Consider the following 16,356-nt stretch of genomic DNA (forward strand, 5'->3'; position numbering starts at 1 on the left):
ACAGAGACCCGGACATGCCCAGCACTTCCTCGCCCCTGCTCACCACCCCCGCGACCGACGCCGGGACCGGCCCCGAGGCCGCCGACGGTCCCGTCGACATACGGCTGATCGTCACGGACATGGACGGCACGCTTCTCGACGACGCCCAGCGGATCCCGGCGGGCCTGTGGCCCATGCTGGCCGAGCTGCGCCGCCGCGGGGTGCTGTTCAGCCCGGCGAGCGGCCGGCAGTACGCCACGCTGGCCGAGCAGTTCGCCGGCGCGGACGAGGGCATGGTCTTCATCGCCGAGAACGGCACGTACGTCGTCCGTGACGGCGAGGAGCTGAGCTCGGACCCGCTGGAGAGCGCCGTCGCCGTACGTCTCGTCGAGGGGGTGCGCGACCTCGCGGCGCAGGGCGTGGACCTGGGCGCCGTCGTCTGCGGCAAGCGGTCCGCCTACGTCGAGCGGACCGACGAGGCCTTCCTCGCCGAGGTCCGCAAGTACTACGTACGGCACCGGGTCGTGCCGGACGTGACCGCCGTCGACGACGACGTGATCAAGGTCGCCCTGTTCGACTTCGGGTCGGCGGAGCGGACCACCGCGCCGGCCCTGGCGTCGTTCGCCGCCACCCACAAGGTGGTCGTCTCCGGCGAGCACTGGGTCGACGTCATGAACCGCACCGCCGACAAGGGCGCCGCCGTGCGCCGGCTCCAGCGGGACCTGGACATCACCCCCGCGCAGACCCTGGTGTTCGGCGACTACCTCAACGACCTGGAGATGCTGGACGCCGCCGAGTGGTCGTTCGCCATGGCCAACGCCCATCCCGAGGTCGTCCGCCGGGCGCGGCACCTGGCCCCCTCCAACAACGACCACGGTGTGCTGCGCACCATCGCCCGGCTGCTCCGCCTGCCGCAGCCGGGTGCCTGACCCCACGGAGCGAAGGATCAGGTGACGGACTCGACCACCTTCTTGTCCAGCGCGGCCCGTACCAGCGCCGCCGCCAGGGTGTCAGGCTCCGTGTCACCGGCCAGCTCCACGAGCCGACCGGGGTCCTTGGGCAGCCCGAGGCGCTCCGCGCCGGACAGCGTCTTGGCGTCCAGGTAGGGGGCCACCTCGGGCCACACGTGCTGGACCTCGCGCAGGAAGATGTCCGCGCCGGCCGGACCCAGGCCGGGCACTTCCTGCAACAGCTCGCGCAGCGTGGAGACGTCGCCGTGGGCCTCCCGGCGCAGCCGGCGCAGATCTCCGCCCCAGCGTTCGGCCACCAGCTCGGCGCCGTCCCCGAGCTGGGTGGCGGTGCGCTCGTCGTAGCGCCGGTAGCCGCCGCGGCCGAGCGCGTCCACGCGGTCCTGCCAGTCGGACCCGGCCATGCCGCGCGCGTCGCGCAGCCCCGCGTCGTACAGCTCACGGGCCGCGGCGACGGCGACCGAGCCGCGGATCCGGGCGCTGAGCAGCACGGAGAGGACCAGCAGGCGGTACAGCGGCTGCGGGGTGTCCTTCAGTGGGATGCCGGCCTCCTCGGCGAACGTCTCGCCGTGCGCCTCGATGAGCTCGTGCAGCACCCGGGACTCACGGGAGCCGCCGGAGTCGCGGGCTGCGTTCACCGGGTCGCCTTCAGCGGATCGTGGCCGAGGGTCATCAGCCGGTGCCGACGGTCGGTATCCTCGGCGCTCTCCGGCTCGGGCTCGTTCGCCGGGTCCGCCTGCGACATGACGAGGTCGACCACCTCGTGCATCACACGGACGTCGTCCTCGGTCAGGTCCATGCGCCGTTTCTGGAGGATGGCGAGGACGTGCTGCCCGATCGGCGCGCCGGCCTCGTCCGGCAGGGGTTCGGTGCGCTCGCCGGAGTCCTGGACCCGCAGCCAGGCCGCGAGCTCCTGCGAGGTCATGTTCACCACGCGGTGGAACTCGTCCCACAGCGCGTCGTCTTCGAGGGCGTCGCTCATCGGGTGCCCCTTTCGTGCATGGTGCGCGGAGAGCGTGCCGCGCGGAGAGTGGCCGCAGCGCGCCGGTTCAGTCCTCCCGGGACACGTTCTCGGCGGCGAACATCCAGCGCTGCTTCTCCAGCTCGGCGGTGATCGTGATCAGCAGGTCCTGGGTCACCGGGTCGGGCGTCGCGGTCGCCTCGATGCGTTCGCGCAGCCGGGAGATGGCGGCCTCCAGGGACTCGACCATCACCTCCACCACATCGGTGTCGCGCACCCAGCCGTCCTTCGGGCCGGGCAGTGTGAAGGCCGAGGCGATCGTCTCCGGACGGCCGTCCGGAGGCAGCCCGAGCGCCGAGGCGCGCTCCGCCACGGTGTCCGCGAACTCGCGGGCCGCAGCGACCACTTCGTCGAGTTGCAGGTGGATGGAGCGGAACCGCGGTCCCACGATGTTCCAGTGCGCCTGCTTTCCGATCAGCGAGAGCCCGAGAAGATCCACGAGCGTGCTCTGCAGCGCCTCCCCGGTGACCTGGCGGGCCGACTCGGGGATCGTGCTCTTCACGACAGTCATACGGCGGTTTCTCCTTGGGGAGTCGTCTCTGGCGGTACCGGGCGGGTGCCCCTCGCGTACCACCGCAAACAAGGGCGGCCGAGGTGTGGCCAGGACGCCCCCGTGAGGCCGCTCAGGCGGTGAGGACCCGGTCCAGGAAGCCCGTCACGTCCGCGAACACCTCGGCCCGGTTCGTCTCCAGGAAGACCTCGTGCCGGGCACCCGGATAGATCCGCTCGGTCAGGTGGCCGGGGGAGCCGCCGCCGGTGAGCCGTACGACGCCGGTCCGGCTTCCGGGCAGCGGCACCAGCCGGTCGTCGTCGCCGTGCAGCCACAGCACGGGGAGCCGGCCGACGTCGCCGCCCTCGGCGACGGTCTCCAGGGTCCGGGCGAACGCCTCCAGCGTGGGCCGCTTCATCGGCCCGTGCCACACCAGCGGGTCCGCCGCGTAGGCCGCGCCGACCGCCGGGTCACGGGAGAGCGAGGCCGGGCTGATGGGCGTGTCGGGGATCTCGTCGAGGGCGAGCAGCCGCCCGGGCAGCTCCCAGGCGCCGATGACCGGGCCGGACAGCACCAGCGCGGTGAGCTCCTCGCCGTACCGCTGCGCGTAGCGGGACGAGATCAGGCCGCCCATGGAGTGGCCGACGAGCACGAGCGGCAGCCCCGGGTGCGCGGCCCGGGCCAGGTCCGCCACCGCGTGCACGTCGGTCACCACGTCCTCGAAGTCCGTGACGACCACGCGCTCGCCGGCCGATCTCCCGTGGCCCATGTGATCGGGCGCGTACACGGCCGCGCCGTGCTCCCCGAGGACGCCCGCCACCTCCTCGTACCGCCCGGCGTGCTCGCCGTACCCGTGGACCAGGAGGGCGACGTAGCGCGGGTGCGGATGCGGCCACTCGTGCACGAAGAGCGTGCCCCGGGTTCCGGCGAGGACGTGCTCGCGGGCGTCGGACATGGTTCCTCCAGCAGCGTCGGCGGGGTCCGCGGGGATCTTCAGGGGATCTTCCCAGGGGGCCGGTCCGAGGTCTATAGTCCAAAACTAGCAGTGCTAATTAATGGCCCGGTGTGGCCGTGAGCCGTCTGAGGAGTCCTGTCGTGCGCCCCGTCCACTTCGCGGCCGCCCGCCGCACCCCGATCGGCAAGCTCCGCGGAGCCCTGTCCTCCGTGCGCCCCGACGACCTGGCCGCGACCGTGATCCGTACCCTCGTCGCCGACGTGCCCGCGCTCGACCCGGCCCGCATCGACGACGTCTACTGGGGCGCCGCCAACCAGGCCGGCGAGGACAACCGCAACATCGCCCGCATGGCCGCACTGCTCGCCGGGCTCCCCGAGTCCGTGCCCGGCGCCACCGTCAACCGGCTGTGCGCCTCCGGCCTCGAGGCGGTCACCGCCGCGGCCCGCACCATCGCCGCCGGCGAGGCCGACATCGTGCTCGCCGGCGGCTCCGAGTCGATGAGCCGCGCCCCCTTCGTGCTGCCCCGCCCCGACGAGGCGCTGCCGCACCGCATGGAGACGTACGACACCCGGCTCGGCTGGCGCCTGGTCAACCCCGCCATGAAGGACCTGCACGGCCTGCTCTCCATGGGCGAGACCGCCGAGGAGGTCGCCGCGCGGTACGGCATCGCGCGCGAACGCCAGGACGAGTTCGCGCTGCGCAGCCACCGGCTGGCCGCCCAGGCCCGCAAGGACGGCCACTTCGACCACGAACTCCTGCCCGTCGAGCGCCCCGACGGAGTGGTCGTCGACAGCGACGAGTGCATCCGCGAGGACACCTCCTACGACAAGCTGGCGCGCCTCGAGCCCGTCTTCCGCACGGGCGGCACCGTCACCGCGGGCAACGCCTCCCCGATGAACGACGGCGCCGCGGGACTCCTCCTGGTCAGCGAGGAGGCCCTGAACGAGCTGGGTCTGGAGTCCCTGGGCCGCTACGTCGCCGGCGCCTCCGCGGGCGTCCACCCCGACGTCATGGGCATCGGGCCCGTCCCCGCCACCCGCAAGGCGCTCGCCCGCGCGGGCTGGAGCATCGGGGACCTCGAGGAGGCCGAGTTCAACGAGGCCTTCGCGGCCCAGGCCCTCGCCTGCGTCGACCAGCTCGGCATCGACGAGGACCTGGTCAACCCGAGCGGCGGCGCCATCGCCCTCGGCCACCCCCTCGGCTGCTCCGGCGCCCGCATCCTGACGACCCTGCTGCACCGCATGCGCCGCAACGGCGCGGCGCGCGGCCTGGCCACGATGTGCGTGGGCGTGGGGCAGGGCACCGCCGTGCTCGTCGAGCGCCACTAGCCACCGGCCACCATCCACCAAGGGACATCGGGAACCCCAGCCGCAACGAAGCCGCACCAAAAGGAAGTACCCCCTCCATGGCAACCCTCTCCGTCGCCGCGATCCTCGCCGAGAACGCCCGGCGCCGCCCCGACAAGACCGCCCTCGTCGAAGGAGATCTGCGGCTCACCTTCGCCCAGGTCTGGCAGCGGGCCCGCGCGCAGGCCGGGGCGCTCGTCGGGCTCGGCGTCCGGCCGGGGGACCGGGTCGCGCTGATGGCGCCGAACACCGCCGAGTTCCCGCAGGCGTACTACGCGATCGCCGCCGCCGGCGCGGTCGTCGTCCCCGTGCACCTGCTGCTGTCGGCGGCCGAGGTGGAGCACGTCCTGAAGGACAGCGGCGCCACCCTGCTGCTGTGCCACCCGGCGCAGGCGGAGACGGGCACCGCCGCCGCCCACCGGGTCGGGGTCGACGTCGTCACCCTGGGCACCGAGCTGGACAGGCTGGCGGCCGACGCCGACCCGCTGCCGTCGTACGTCACCCGCGCCGCGGACGACCCGGCCGTGATCTTCTACACCAGCGGCACCACCGGCGTCCCCAAGGGCGCCGTGCTCAGCCACTTCAATCTGGTGATGAACGCGACCGTCAACGCCTTCGACGCCAACGACATCCGCCCCGACGACATCGCGCTCGGCGCGCTGCCGCTCTTCCACGCCTTCGGCCAGACAGTGTCGCTGAACTCCACCTGGCGGGCCGGGGCGACCCTCGTGCTGCTGCCGCGCTTCGACGCGGCGCGGGCCATCGAGCTGATGGTGAAGGAGGGTGTGAACACCTTCCACGGCGTGCCGACGATGTTCGTCTCGCTCGCCGCCGCGGCGGCCGACGCCGACGTGCTCCCCGAACTGCGGGTGTGCATCTCCGGCGGCGCCTCGCTGCCGGTCGCGGTGCTCGAGCGGTTCGAGGCGGCGTTCGGCGCGAAGATCTACGAGGGCTACGGACTCTCGGAGACCTCCCCGGCGGCGGCCGTCAACCAGCCGGTGTTCGGCGCGAAGCCGGGCACCATCGGCCACCCGCTGTGGGGTGTCGACGTGGAGATCGCCCGCGCCGAGGTCGAGGGGCGCGTCGAACTGCTGCCGCCCGGCGAGCTGGGCGAGGTCGTCGTCCGCGGCCACAACGTCTTCTCCGGCTACCTCGGCCGTCCCGAGGCGACCGCCGAGGCGCTGGTCGACGGCTGGTTCCGCACCGGAGACCTCGGCACCAAGGACGACGAGGGGTTCCTGCGGATCGTCGACCGCAAGAAGGACGTCATCATCCGCGGCGGCTACAACGTCTACCCGCGCGAGGTCGAGGAGGTCCTGCTGCGCCACCCCGGCATCACCCAGGTCGCCGTCATCGGCCTGCCGGACGAGCTGCACGGCGAGGAGGTGTGCGCGGTCGTCGTTCCCGCGCCCGGTGCGCGCCCGGAGGCGGCCGAGGTCACCGCGTGGTCGAAGGAGCGGCTGGGGCGGCACAAGTATCCGCGGCGCGTGGAGTTCACGGACGCGCTGCCGCTGGGGCCGAGCATGAAGGTGCTCAAGCGGGAGCTGCGGGCTCGGTACGCGGGGGCCTGAGCCCGAGAGGGCCGACGGATGGGGCGGTGCCGGGCGGCCACCTGGTGAGACAGCGCTTTCGTCCGGTGCTTGTCCGGACATAGCATCGGGCCTCGGCATGGACACGATGACTCTCTGGCACATATCCGGCTGGGACCTCGCGGCGCTCGCCTTCGCGGCCCTGCTGGTCGGCTTCTCCAAGACCGCCGTCAGCGGGGCCAACACGGTCAGCCTCGCGATCTTCGCGGCGGTACTGCCGGCCCGCGCCTCCACCGGGGTGCTGCTGCCGGTCCTGATCACCGGGGACGTGCTCGCCGTCCTCACCTACCGGCGGCACGCCCACTGGCCCACCCTGTGGCGGCTGTTCCCCGCCGTCGCGGCCGGAGTGGTCGTCGGCACGCTGTTCCTGGTGTGGGCCGACGACACCGTCGTACGGACCTCGATCGGCGCGATCCTGCTGCTGATGGCGGCCGTGACGGTGTGGCGCCGCCGGGCGGCCGACCGGGCGGTGGAACCGGAAGCGGTCACCACCCGGGCCGGCCGCGTCAAGGCCCGTTCCTACGGTGTCCTCGGCGGCTTCACCACCATGGTCGCCAACGCGGGCGGCCCGGTGATGTCGATGTACCTGCTGTCGGCCGGCTTCCGCAAGCTCGGCTTCCTGGGGACGTCGGCGTTCTTCTTCCTCGTCGTCAACGTCTCCAAGGTGCCCTTCAGTGCGGGGCTCGGCCTGATCGACGGCCGCTCACTGTTCCTGGACGCGGCGCTCGCGGTGTTCGTGCTGCCCGGGGCGCTGTTCGGCAGGTGGGCCGTGCACCGGATCAACCAGCGGCTGTTCGAGCGGCTGGTGATCGCGGCGACGGTCGTGGGCGGTGTGCAGCTGCTGCTGCGTTGACGGATGGTCAGGGGGCGGTCAGGAGGGGTCGGTCAGGGGTCTTCGGGGGGTCTTCAGGGGGTGGAGGGAGCGGCGGCGGCCGCGCGTGCCAGTGCCGCCCGCAGACGGTCGTAGCGCTGTACGTCCGTCCAGTCGTCGGCGCGCCGTCGGCGCCCCGTGCAACAGCTCCAGAGGCTTGCCATGATCGCGGTTGCCAGTGGGATGAGCAGCCACGTCAAAGGGTCCAAGGTCGTCCTCCCTTTCCCGAGCGGATCAGTCGGTACGGCGACCATGACATACATGATCAGCTCTACATATTTGTACGTAGAGCGATTCTGTGCATTTCACCCGTAGGGGCGCGGCCGGTACCGGTCGTCGGCATGCCAAGTGATCGTTAAGATGGGTCGGTTGAGGCGGGACTTTCGGGGAACAAGGGCGGGTCACGGGTGCTGGTGGCGGATCGATACCGGATGGACACGGTCATCGGGCGCGGTGGAATGGGCGAGGTCTGGCGGGCGCTGGACGAGGTGCTCGGCCGCCAGGTCGCGGTCAAACTGCTGCTGAACGACGCGGACGCCTCGGCCGAGGCGCGGTTCCGGCTGGAGGCGCAGACCTCGGCACGGCTGAACCATCCGCACGTGGTGGGGACGCTCGACTTCGGCACCTGGCAGGGACGCTGCTTCCTCGTCATGGAACTCGTCGAGGGCGACAGCCTCGCCGGGGAACTGGCCGCCGGCGGGCCGCTCGCACCGGACCGGCTGGCCCAGGTGGCGCAGCACGCGGCCGAGGGCCTGGCCGCCGCGCACGCGCAGGGCATCGTCCACCGGGACATCAAACCCGGCAACCTGCTCAGCGACCGCGACGGCTCGGTCCGCATCGGTGACTTCGGCATCGCGCGCTTCGTCGACGACCCGTCGGCGGGGCTCACCACCACGGGCCAGATCGTCGGCACCGGCCTGTATCTGGCGCCCGAACGCGCCATCGGCACCCCCGCGAGCCCGGCCTCCGACCTGTACTCGCTGGGCTGCGTGCTCTACCAACTGGCCGTGGGCCACCCGCCCTTCGAGGCGGAGTCTGCGACCATGCTGCTGTACCAGCACGTCGACGCCGCGCCCGTACCGCCGCACCAGCGCGGCGCCGCGCTGCCCCCCGCCTTCGAGGCCTATCTGCTGAGCATGCTCGCCAAGCGGCCCGAGGAGCGGCCGACGGCACGGCAGGCCGCGGACTGGTTCCGCAGCGGCGCCTGGCGCGGCACCCCCGAACCGCTGCCGCCGGAACGGCCGGGCATCGGCCACGAGCCCCACCCGGCCGTCCTGCCGGCACACCACCACGGCCCCGTCCACGGTGCCCCTGCGCATGCCGCACAGGCGCATGCGCAGGCCCGGACGCCGGCCCCGGTGCCGGACACCGGCTGGAACACCAGCGTGCACCGGGTGCCCGCGCGCCGACCCGGCCTGCGCACCTCGCTGCGACGCCACTCCCGCACGGTCGCCGTGGTGGGCGGAACGGTCCTGTTCGTCTCCGCGGTCCTCCTCGGGATGAGCGTCTTCTAGACGCCGCTCAGGACGGTGGTGGCCGCGGGTCACGGCACTCGCGTCCCCGGGGGCTGTGAAGGAGACAGCACCGTCCGGAGGTGTCGGCGAGAGCTGACTCCGAGCTTGGTGAACACATTGCCGAGATGCCACTCCACCGTGCGCGGGCTGATGAACAGCTGAGCGGCGATCTCCGGGTTGGTGTTTCCGTCTCTGGCCAGCCGGGCGATCTGGGCCTCCTGGCTCGTGAGTCCGGCGACGGCGCCGAGCGTCCGCTTGCGTACGGTCTCCCCGGTCGCCAGCAGCTCCCTGCGGGCGCGTTCGGCGAAGCCGTCGGCTCCGATCCGGCTGAACAGCTCATAGGCGGCTCCCAGCTGGCCACGGCTTTCCTGACGGCGGTTCCGGCGCCGCAGCCACTCGCCGTACAGCAGACGGGCGCGGGCCAGTTGAACGGCGACCCGGCAGCACCCGAGATGCTCGATCGCCTCCCGGTAGAGCGCCTCGGCAGCCTTGCCGTCGCTCAGGAGCGCGCGCGAGCAGGCGCCCACGCCGAGGGCCCACTCGGTACCGCTGGCGCGAGTCCGTTCCGTGAGCGTGTTCAGGGCCGACGCGGCGGCCTCGGGCTGCCCACCGCGTACGGCCGCCTCGACCAGTTCGGCCAGCGCCCACCCGAAGAACCCCAGGTCCTCGTACGTGCTTGCGCGCGTCGCGGCCGCCAGCGCGGCGTCGTAACGGCCGAGGCCGTTGTTCAGCAGCGCGGTCGCGTACTCGGCGAGGCCGAGCGAACGTCCCTCGCCCCGGGCGACCACCTCTTGGACCGTGGTCCCGATGAGATCCAGTGCCTGGGACTCCTGTGCGCGCCATGCGCCGAGCAGGAGCGAGGTGTACATCATGGGCGCGCCGCCTGTCGCCTCCGAGATCGCCGTCGCCTCGTCGATGAGAGCCGCCGCGGTGTCGAATTCGCCGGTGTGCACGTCGAAGCACGCCTGGTAGGTCAGCGCCATCGGGAGGACGCCGAGCGCCCCCGCCTCGCGGGCGAGGCCGACGGCGCCGGTGGCCAGATCCTGCCAGGCGTCGTCGTCCCACAGGTCCGGCGCGAGAGGTTCGGGTGCCACACGGAACGCCAGCCACAGCCAGCGCTTGTCGGTGTCCCTGGCCCCGGATCTCTGCTCCTGTCGGACGAGGTGGAGTGCGCGCCTGAGAGCCTCGGCACCTGCGGCGTGGCCGTCGATGATCCGGCTCGCCATGCCGTCCAGAAGGACGTCGACCATCCGCGGGGGCGTCGGTGGCGGCGGTCCGGCTCGGGCTGCCTCGGCCACCTCCCGCTGCCCGGGTCCTCCCCCCAGGCGACCGGCGAAGATCGCGGCGCCCAGCGCTTCCAGCAGCGTGTCACGGGCAAGGGCGGCGTCGACGGGAGCCAGCCGATGTGCTGCCTCGAGCAGCAGCCGGGGCGCGTCGCCGCCGCGTACCTGGGAGAACACCAGACGGGCCCGCAGCCGCTCGAGGCGGGCGCGCTGCGGATCGTCGAGCGGACCGGCCTCCGCGGTCGCCAGCATGGTGCGCGCCCGGTCGGCCCCGCCGGCGTCGATGTGGGCCTCGGCGGCGGCCAGTGCACGGGTGACACGACGTGCGGGATCGGGGGTCGATTCGGCTGCGCCCTGCAGGAACGCGGCTTCCGCGGCGGACCCTCCCCTGCCGCGTGCCCGGTCGGCCGAGTGCTCCAGGCCCACGGCGACGCTCTCGTCGGGACCACCGGCGGCGTGAGCACGATGCCACGCCCGGCGATCCGGATCGAGGTCGGGATCGGTGGCTTCTGCCAGCGCCCGGTGCGCCGCCCGGCGATCAGGCGCGGACGTCCCCCGGTAGACGGCTGAGCGCACCAGGGGGTGGTGGAACCGGATCCTGGTACCGAACTCGACGAGTCCTGAGGCCTCCGCCGGCGCCGCGGCGTCCACCGTTATCCCCTGCGCACCGGCCGCGCGCCACAGCAGACTCGCATCACCGGTCGGCTCCGCGGCGGCGGTCAGCACAAGCCGCTGACTGTCCTGCGGAAGTGACCGGAACTGCTGGTGAAAGGCGTCTTCGATGCGGCTGACCACGGGGCGCCCGCCGGGGAGCCAGAAACCGCCCGCGAGCTCCGCGGGTGCCTGCGGCAGGTGGAGCAGCGCCATCGGGTTGCCGCGGGCCTCGGCGACGATCCGGTCCCGTACCAGCGGGTCGAGCGGCGCGCGGACGGCCGACGCCAGCAGGGCACGCGCGTCGGTCTCGCTGAGCCCCTCGACGGTCAGCTCCGGCAGACCGCTCAGCGCGTGAGCGCCGCCCGAATCCCGCAGGGCGAAGACCAGAGCCACTGATTCGGCCATCAGTCGCCTGGCGGCGAACGCCAGGACCTGGAGGGATCCGTCATCGAGCCACTGCGCGTCGTCGACGAGGCAGGCCAGGGGCTGATCCTCGGCGGCGCCGGCCAGCAGACCGAGCACGGCCAGGCCCACCAGGAACCGATTCGGCGCCTGGCCCTCCTGCAGTCCGAACGCGACGGACAGTGCCTCACGCTGCGGTCCGGGCAGATCACGCAGCCGGTCCAGCATGGGCCCGCAGAGCTGGTGAAGGCTCGCGAAGGGGAGCTCCATCTCCGACTCGACCCCGGCGACGCCGGCGACACGGAACCCGGCGGCTCTGCGCTGGGTGTGGTCCAGCAACGCCGTCTTGCCGATGCCTGCCTCACCACGGAGGACCAGGACCGCGCTGCAGCCCGATCGCGCCCGGGCCAGCACCCTCTCCAGCGCCGCCAGCTCACGGCCCCGGCCGCGCAGTCCGACCTGCGGATCTCCGACAGGCACGCCCATGAGTCACTCCTGGTCCGCTGCCTGACCAGGATTTCACCGCATTCGAGGATTCTCCATTCGATGTCGGGACGGGCACGGCAGGGAGCTTGGGGCCCCTGGTGCCAGCCACGGGAGCGACCCCCGGGGTTTTCCCCGGGGCGAGCCGGAGACGCCTGCGCGACGGTGGAGGAGCCGGTGACACGAGGTCGCCGGTGACACTTGAGGAGACCCCATGTCCCTTGCCGACAAGTCGGCAATCCGGCCGTTCACGTTCGAGTTCCCCGAGGCCGAGCTGGAGGATCTGCGCCGGCGTATCGTCGCGACGCGGTGGCCGGAGAAGGAGACCGTCACGGATCAGTCGCAGGGCACACAGCTCGCGACGGCCCAGGAACTCGCGCGGTACTGGGCGACGGAGTACGACTGGCGCAAGGCCGAGGCGAAGCTGAAGGCGCTGCCGCACTTCATCACCGAGATCGACGGCCTGGACATTCATTTCATCCACGTCCGCTCCCCGCACGAGAACGCTCTGCCGCTGATCGTCACGCACGGCTGGCCCGGTTCGGTCGTCGAGCAGCTGAAGATCATCGACCCACTGGTCAATCCCACCGCCCACGGCGGGAGCGCGTCGGACGCCTTCCACGTCGTCATACCGTCGATGCCCGGCTACGGCTTCTCGGGCAAGCCGACCACGACCGGGTGGGGTCCCGAGCGCATCGCACGGGCCTGGGGAGAGCTGATGCGGCGCCTGGGCTACACCAGGTACGCGGCGCAGGGCGGCGACTGGGGTGCGATCGTCACGGACTTCATGGGCGTGCAGGAGCCCGAGGGCCTGATCGGCATCCACACCAACATGGCCGGTGTGATTCCGCCGGCCGTCGACGCCGCGCTGATCGCGGGCAACCCGCTGCCCGCGGGCCTGTCGCTCTCGGACGAGGAGAAGGCGGCGGTCGAGCAGCTGGACTTCGTGTACCGGCACGTCTACTACGCGTACATGATGGGATCGCGTCCGCAGTCGCTGACCGCGCTCGCCGACTCTCCCGTCGGCCTGGCGGCCTTCCTGCTCGACCACGACGCGGCCAGCCTCGCCCTGATCTCCCGGGCCTTCGCCGGCCGGACCGAGGGCCTGACCCGGGACGACGTCCTGGACAACATCACGCTCTTCTGGCTGACCAACACCGCGCTCTCCGCGGCTCGCCTCTACGCGGAGAACACGACCTCCTTCTTCCGCGTCAAGGGTGTGAAGCTGCCGGTCGCCGTGAGCGTCTTCCCCGACGAGCTCTACCAGGCCCCGAGGAGCTGGACGGAGCAGGCGTACCCGAACCTGGTCCACTACAACCGGCTTCCCGCGGGCGGCCACTTCGCCGCCTGGGAGCAGCCGGAACTGCTGGTGGAAGAGGTCCGCACGGGCCTGAGGTCGCTCCGCTAGGCACCCCTGAGGTCGCTCCGCCAGACAACCGGGCCCGACCTCCCGCACAGGCCGCGGGCCCGACAACGCGGCCGAGTCGCTCAAAGGCGAGCGCTCGGCCGCCCCGAGCCCGCGGCCACGCCGCCTTCACCTCGAAGTCCCGGAAGGGTACCCGGCGATGCACGACCGCGCATCCGCCTCGAGCCACAGGACCGCATGGAAGTGACGCGCATGTTCACCACCACCCTCGCCCACCCGGTCTCCGCGCCGAGTCCAGCGCCGTCCGCCCTGATGGTCGTGCGCGGCGAACGGGACGCGGCCGGCGCGCCCCTGCGCCACGCCGCCCTCCGGGACATGCAATCGGCGGCCCCGGCATGACCGGGCTCCTGAACCGCCTGGCCCTCCTGGAGGCGGTCCGCACCCAGGTGGGTCACCGGACGAACGTGGCCGCGGTCTGCCGAGAGCTGGTGGATGCGGTGGTACCCGCGTTCGCCGGCACCACCGACGTCGAGGTGCTCGACGACGTCGTACGCGGAGAGGAACCTCCGACGGTTCCCGTCCGCCGAAGCGTTCCGCTGCGCCGAGCGGCCCATCGGGGCGGGATCTCGGCCCACCCGGTCGGGGACGTACGCATCCTGCCGGCCGGCACGCCCTTCTCGGACGTCCTGTCCGACCTTCGGCCGCGCCTCGTCCCCATCGTGGAGGCCGACTCGTGGCCGGCCACCGAGCCGGCCGGAGCCGACGCCATCAGGCGATCGGGTGCCCACTCCCTGATCGTGGCCCCGCTGGCGCTGCGCGGCCAGGCTCTGGGCGTGGTCAGCTTCTACCGCCACCGGCACGAAGAGCCCTTCGACCGGGATGACGTCGCGGTGGCCTCCGCCATCTGCGCGCACGCCGCGCTCTGCGTCAACAACGCGCGACAGTACATGCGCGAGTGGATCATCGCCTCGACCGTCCAGCGCCGGCTTCTTCCCCGGCCTCCGAGCCGCCAGGCAACCGTGGAGCTGTCCCCGCTGCACCGTCCCGACCCCGAGGGCGGCGGCGCGTGGTTCGACGCGATCCCGCTGCCCGGCGCGCGGACCGCGCTGGTGGTCGGCGACGTGGCGGGGCGGGGCATCGCCGCGGCCACCACGATGGGGTTCCTGCGCACGGCCCTCCATACGCTGGCGGCCCTGGATCTGCAGCCCGACGAACTCATGGCCCGCCTGAACGACACCGCGGTCCGTCTCGCCACCGAGCGCGCCGCACTTCCTCCCGAGGATCCGCTGCACTGCGAGCCGTTCACCGCCGGCTGCGCCGTGGCGATCCACGACCCCGTCGACCTCATCTGCACCATCGCCCGCGCCGGCCTCCCCGAGCCCGTCGCCGTGCTTCCCGACGGTACGTCTGCCCGCCTCTCCGTTCCCCCGGGCCCCCCACTCGGCGAAGCCGGCACCGCCCCCTTCCCCTCGACCACGATCAGCCTCCCCGAGGGAAGCACTCTCGCAATGGGGACCACCTCGCTCGCTGACGAGGTCCTGGCGGCGACCGCCCCCCTGCGCCCGCTCCTGGCCGACACCGGCACAACGCCCCTGCCGGACGTGCGCGACAGTATCGAGGGCGCCCTCACCCGAGCCCACGGGACCGGCGAGCAACTGATGCTGCTCGCCCGTACGAAGGCGCTGCCGGCGGACCAGGTGCTGACCACGCCCCTGCCGGCGAGCCCCGAGGCCGCACCGATGGCCCGTCGGGCAGCCCGCCGCCGGCTGAAGGTCTGGGAGGTGGACGAGGAGACCGCGTACACCACCGAGCTCATCGTCAGCGAGCTGGTCGGCAACGCGGTCCGCTACGGCACCCCGCCCCTGCGCCTGCGTCTCATCCGTGACCGGATGCTGACCTGCGAAGTCGGCGACGCCGCAGCAGGCGCTCCGCGCGTCAGACATGCCCGTACCGCCGACGAGACCGGCCGGGGGCTGTTCATCGTCGCGAGCCTCGCCGACCAGTGGGGCACCCACTACGAGGCACGAGGAAAGACGGTCTGGGCCCAGCAACCGCTGCGCGGACATCACGTACGCGGCGAGGAGATTCCTTGACGCGCGACCGGTCGGGTTTCAACGGCGGTGGGCAGGCAAGGACATCGCTGATGTTCGCGGGAAGTGACGGCACCGCCGTGCGATCAGGACGCTGAGGACCTTCCGTGTCGGATCATGAACCAAGGATCGGCTACACCGAAGTCGCGGATCAGGAAGTGCGCAGCCTGCGAGTGCGTTACTGCCGGCTGCGGACCGCTGGGGACGAACCGGTCGCCGAACTGGAAGCGCTCTCCTTCACACTGCGGTTCGGTGCGGTGGCCGTTGCCGCAGAAGGCATCGGTGGCGTGGAAACCCAGCCCGAGTTCAGACGTCAGGGACACATGAGTCGCCTCCTCCGCCAGGCCTTGGCCGGCATGGCACAGAGGGTCGACGTCGCCTTCGTGTCCAACGGTGTCGAGGGGATCTACGAGCGGTTCGGTTTCGTCGGAGCCGTCGCCGAGGGACACCTGGTCATTCCCGTGCGCAACGTCGAGCAGGCGGCGGGAGACGATCTGGACGCGCCCGTCCCAGGCATCCGCAGCGGCTCTCCGAGCGATCTTCCGGCGATGATCCGTCTGTACAACACCGCGCACGCACAGCGGCCCTGGACCCACGTACGACACTCGGGCTGGAACCGGCTCATTCCCCAGGCCACCTGGAAGCCGGGGTCGCAGACCCTGGTCCTGCAGCCCGATGGTGCTGCCGTCGGCTATGCCGTGCTGGAGGGCCGAGCCTTCGGCGATCCCGTGGGTTCGCTGACCGTGGACGAACTGGTGGCCGAGGATGCCGCTGCGGCACGCCTGCTGCTCATGGCCATCGCCCGACTCTGCTGGAAACGGCGTCTGAGCGAATTCACGGTGCGGGAGCCGGCCGACGGCCTCACCGGCCGAGTGGCTCGCCAGATGGGCTGCACCTACCAGCAGAGGTTTCCACCGAGCGGCGGGATGATGGCCGCCGTCTTGAACCGGTCGTCCCTGGTGCGGAAGCTCGAGCCCGAGCTGCGGCGCCGGGCCGCCGTGCGGCAACCGGACAAGGTCTTCGACGAGGCGTTAGACGCGCTGCGACGTGGCGACCTGTTCCCCGATGACAAGGCCCTCGTCCGGCTGCTTCTCGGCCACTGGTCGACCGAGGACGCATACGCGCACGGCATGTCGATCCCCGAGGCGTACCGGGAGCTTTGCACGGCTTGGTTCCCCGGAGGCGGCACACGGTCTCTGCCGACCCCCTACGCGCACCGCCTGGATCGGTACTAGGGGGTATCTCGCCGATCATGCCGGGCTCGCGGTGGCTGGCACCGCACCTCGCGGCGTTGTCGTCGGTCGCCGATGCTCCGCATCGACTCCCTCCTCCGCCTTGCGATGTT

Annotated in this window: 16 protein-coding genes; 9 read left to right on the forward strand and 7 right to left on the reverse strand. The window is 72.1% G+C overall.

The annotated features are described in order from the left end of the window. Positions 1–14 precede the first annotated feature (14 nt). On the forward strand, positions 15–908 hold the full coding sequence (locus tag IE318_RS25885) for a Cof-type HAD-IIB family hydrolase (RefSeq protein WP_189904116.1): 894 nt from the start codon (positions 15–17) through the stop codon (positions 906–908). A gap of 17 nt (positions 909–925) precedes the next feature. Here the strand turns inward: IE318_RS25885 and IE318_RS25890 are convergent, their stop codons facing one another. The 4 genes from IE318_RS25890 to IE318_RS25905 form a co-directional block, all read right to left on the reverse strand. Further along, positions 926–1,585 carry an endonuclease gene (locus tag IE318_RS25890; protein ID WP_030176724.1) on the reverse strand — a complete coding sequence of 220 codons (660 nt, stop codon included), beginning with the start codon at positions 1,583–1,585 and terminating at the stop codon, positions 926–928. Next, positions 1,582–1,929 carry a DUF3140 domain-containing protein gene (locus IE318_RS25895; protein WP_189904118.1) on the reverse strand — a complete coding sequence of 116 codons (348 nt, stop codon included), beginning with the start codon at positions 1,927–1,929 and terminating at the stop codon, positions 1,582–1,584. The genes IE318_RS25890 and IE318_RS25895 overlap by 4 nt, the downstream gene beginning before the upstream one ends. A gap of 67 nt (positions 1,930–1,996) precedes the next feature. Continuing rightward, positions 1,997–2,479: a Dps family protein gene (locus tag IE318_RS25900; protein ID WP_030176728.1), complete on the reverse strand. Its 483-nt coding sequence runs from the start codon at positions 2,477–2,479 to the stop codon at positions 1,997–1,999. Between the two features lie 112 nt (positions 2,480–2,591). Next, positions 2,592–3,413: an alpha/beta hydrolase gene (locus IE318_RS25905; RefSeq protein WP_189904120.1), complete on the reverse strand. Its 822-nt coding sequence runs from the start codon at positions 3,411–3,413 to the stop codon at positions 2,592–2,594. Positions 3,414–3,553: 140 nt separating this feature from the next. Here IE318_RS25905 and IE318_RS25910 point away from each other — a divergent pair, with 140 nt between their 5' ends. The 3 genes from IE318_RS25910 to IE318_RS25920 all read left to right on the forward strand — a co-directional run bounded on the left by IE318_RS25910 (position 3,554) and on the right by IE318_RS25920 (position 7,201). After that, on the forward strand, positions 3,554–4,741 hold the full coding sequence (locus IE318_RS25910; RefSeq protein WP_189904122.1) for a thiolase family protein: 1,188 nt from the start codon (positions 3,554–3,556) through the stop codon (positions 4,739–4,741). 77 nt (positions 4,742–4,818) lie between these two features. Further along, a complete protein-coding gene (locus tag IE318_RS25915) occupies positions 4,819–6,330 on the forward strand; it encodes a long-chain-fatty-acid--CoA ligase (protein WP_189904124.1) in 1,512 nt (503 codons plus the stop codon). A gap of 97 nt (positions 6,331–6,427) precedes the next feature. Continuing rightward, a complete protein-coding gene (locus IE318_RS25920; RefSeq protein ID WP_189904126.1) occupies positions 6,428–7,201 on the forward strand; it encodes a sulfite exporter TauE/SafE family protein in 774 nt (257 codons plus the stop codon). Positions 7,202–7,254: 53 nt separating this feature from the next. Here IE318_RS25920 and IE318_RS25925 read toward each other — a convergent pair whose 3' ends face one another. Then, entirely contained in the window at positions 7,255–7,428 is a 174-nt protein-coding gene (locus tag IE318_RS25925; protein WP_229903750.1) for a hypothetical protein, read from the reverse strand. 198 nt (positions 7,429–7,626) lie between these two features. Between IE318_RS25925 and IE318_RS25930 the strand changes: the two genes are divergently transcribed. Then, positions 7,627–8,733, forward strand: a complete 1,107-nt coding sequence (locus IE318_RS25930; RefSeq protein WP_030176740.1) for a serine/threonine-protein kinase — start codon at positions 7,627–7,629, stop codon at positions 8,731–8,733. Between the two features lie 29 nt (positions 8,734–8,762). Here IE318_RS25930 and IE318_RS25935 read toward each other — a convergent pair whose 3' ends face one another. Then, on the reverse strand, positions 8,763–11,558 hold the full coding sequence (locus IE318_RS25935) for a helix-turn-helix transcriptional regulator (RefSeq protein WP_189904128.1): 2,796 nt from the start codon (positions 11,556–11,558) through the stop codon (positions 8,763–8,765). 211 nt (positions 11,559–11,769) lie between these two features. Here IE318_RS25935 and IE318_RS25940 point away from each other — a divergent pair, with 211 nt between their 5' ends. The 3 genes from IE318_RS25940 to IE318_RS25950 all read left to right on the forward strand — a co-directional run bounded on the left by IE318_RS25940 (position 11,770) and on the right by IE318_RS25950 (position 15,014). Then, the gene (locus tag IE318_RS25940; protein WP_189904130.1) at positions 11,770–12,963 is read left to right on the forward strand and encodes an epoxide hydrolase family protein; all 1,194 of its coding nucleotides are present in this window, start codon (positions 11,770–11,772) and stop codon (positions 12,961–12,963) included. Between the two features lie 210 nt (positions 12,964–13,173). After that, entirely contained in the window at positions 13,174–13,320 is a 147-nt protein-coding gene (locus IE318_RS25945) for a hypothetical protein (RefSeq protein WP_189904132.1), read from the forward strand. Then, positions 13,317–15,014: a SpoIIE family protein phosphatase gene (locus IE318_RS25950; protein ID WP_189904134.1), complete on the forward strand. Its 1,698-nt coding sequence runs from the start codon at positions 13,317–13,319 to the stop codon at positions 15,012–15,014. The genes IE318_RS25945 and IE318_RS25950 overlap by 4 nt, the downstream gene beginning before the upstream one ends. Before the next feature lie 83 nt (positions 15,015–15,097). Here IE318_RS25950 and IE318_RS45185 read toward each other — a convergent pair whose 3' ends face one another. Then, positions 15,098–15,334, reverse strand: coding sequence for a hypothetical protein (locus IE318_RS45185; protein WP_229903756.1), 237 nt, complete (start codon positions 15,332–15,334; stop codon positions 15,098–15,100). On the opposite strand from IE318_RS45185, the gene IE318_RS25955 reads away from it, so the two are divergent. Next, positions 15,269–16,246, forward strand: a complete 978-nt coding sequence (locus IE318_RS25955) for a GNAT family N-acetyltransferase (protein WP_229903753.1) — start codon at positions 15,269–15,271, stop codon at positions 16,244–16,246. The genes IE318_RS45185 and IE318_RS25955 overlap by 66 nt on opposite strands. Positions 16,247–16,356 lie beyond the last annotated feature (110 nt).

Source organism: Streptomyces spiralis (genome assembly GCF_014654675.1).
In the GTDB taxonomy this organism is placed as follows: domain Bacteria; phylum Actinomycetota; class Actinomycetes; order Streptomycetales; family Streptomycetaceae; genus Streptomyces; species Streptomyces spiralis.

What these genes read in the sequence shown, in the direction of transcription:
- IE318_RS25935 (WP_189904128.1), bottom strand. Translation starts at nt 11,558, where the DNA reads ATGGGCGTGCCTGTCGGAGATCCGCAGGTCGGACTGCGCGGCCGGGGC.
- IE318_RS25900 (WP_030176728.1), bottom strand. Translation starts at nt 2,479, where the DNA reads ATGACTGTCGTGAAGAGCACGATCCCCGAGTCGGCCCGCCAGGTCACC.
- IE318_RS25920 (WP_189904126.1), top strand. Translation starts at nt 6,428, where the DNA reads ATGGACACGATGACTCTCTGGCACATATCCGGCTGGGACCTCGCGGCG.
- IE318_RS25950 (WP_189904134.1), top strand. Translation starts at nt 13,317, where the DNA reads ATGACCGGGCTCCTGAACCGCCTGGCCCTCCTGGAGGCGGTCCGCACC.
- IE318_RS25915 (WP_189904124.1), top strand. Translation starts at nt 4,819, where the DNA reads ATGGCAACCCTCTCCGTCGCCGCGATCCTCGCCGAGAACGCCCGGCGC.
- IE318_RS25895 (WP_189904118.1), bottom strand. Translation starts at nt 1,929, where the DNA reads ATGAGCGACGCCCTCGAAGACGACGCGCTGTGGGACGAGTTCCACCGC.
- IE318_RS25885 (WP_189904116.1), top strand. Translation starts at nt 15, where the DNA reads ATGCCCAGCACTTCCTCGCCCCTGCTCACCACCCCCGCGACCGACGCC.
- IE318_RS25940 (WP_189904130.1), top strand. Translation starts at nt 11,770, where the DNA reads ATGTCCCTTGCCGACAAGTCGGCAATCCGGCCGTTCACGTTCGAGTTC.
- IE318_RS25905 (WP_189904120.1), bottom strand. Translation starts at nt 3,413, where the DNA reads ATGTCCGACGCCCGCGAGCACGTCCTCGCCGGAACCCGGGGCACGCTC.
- IE318_RS25945 (WP_189904132.1), top strand. Translation starts at nt 13,174, where the DNA reads ATGTTCACCACCACCCTCGCCCACCCGGTCTCCGCGCCGAGTCCAGCG.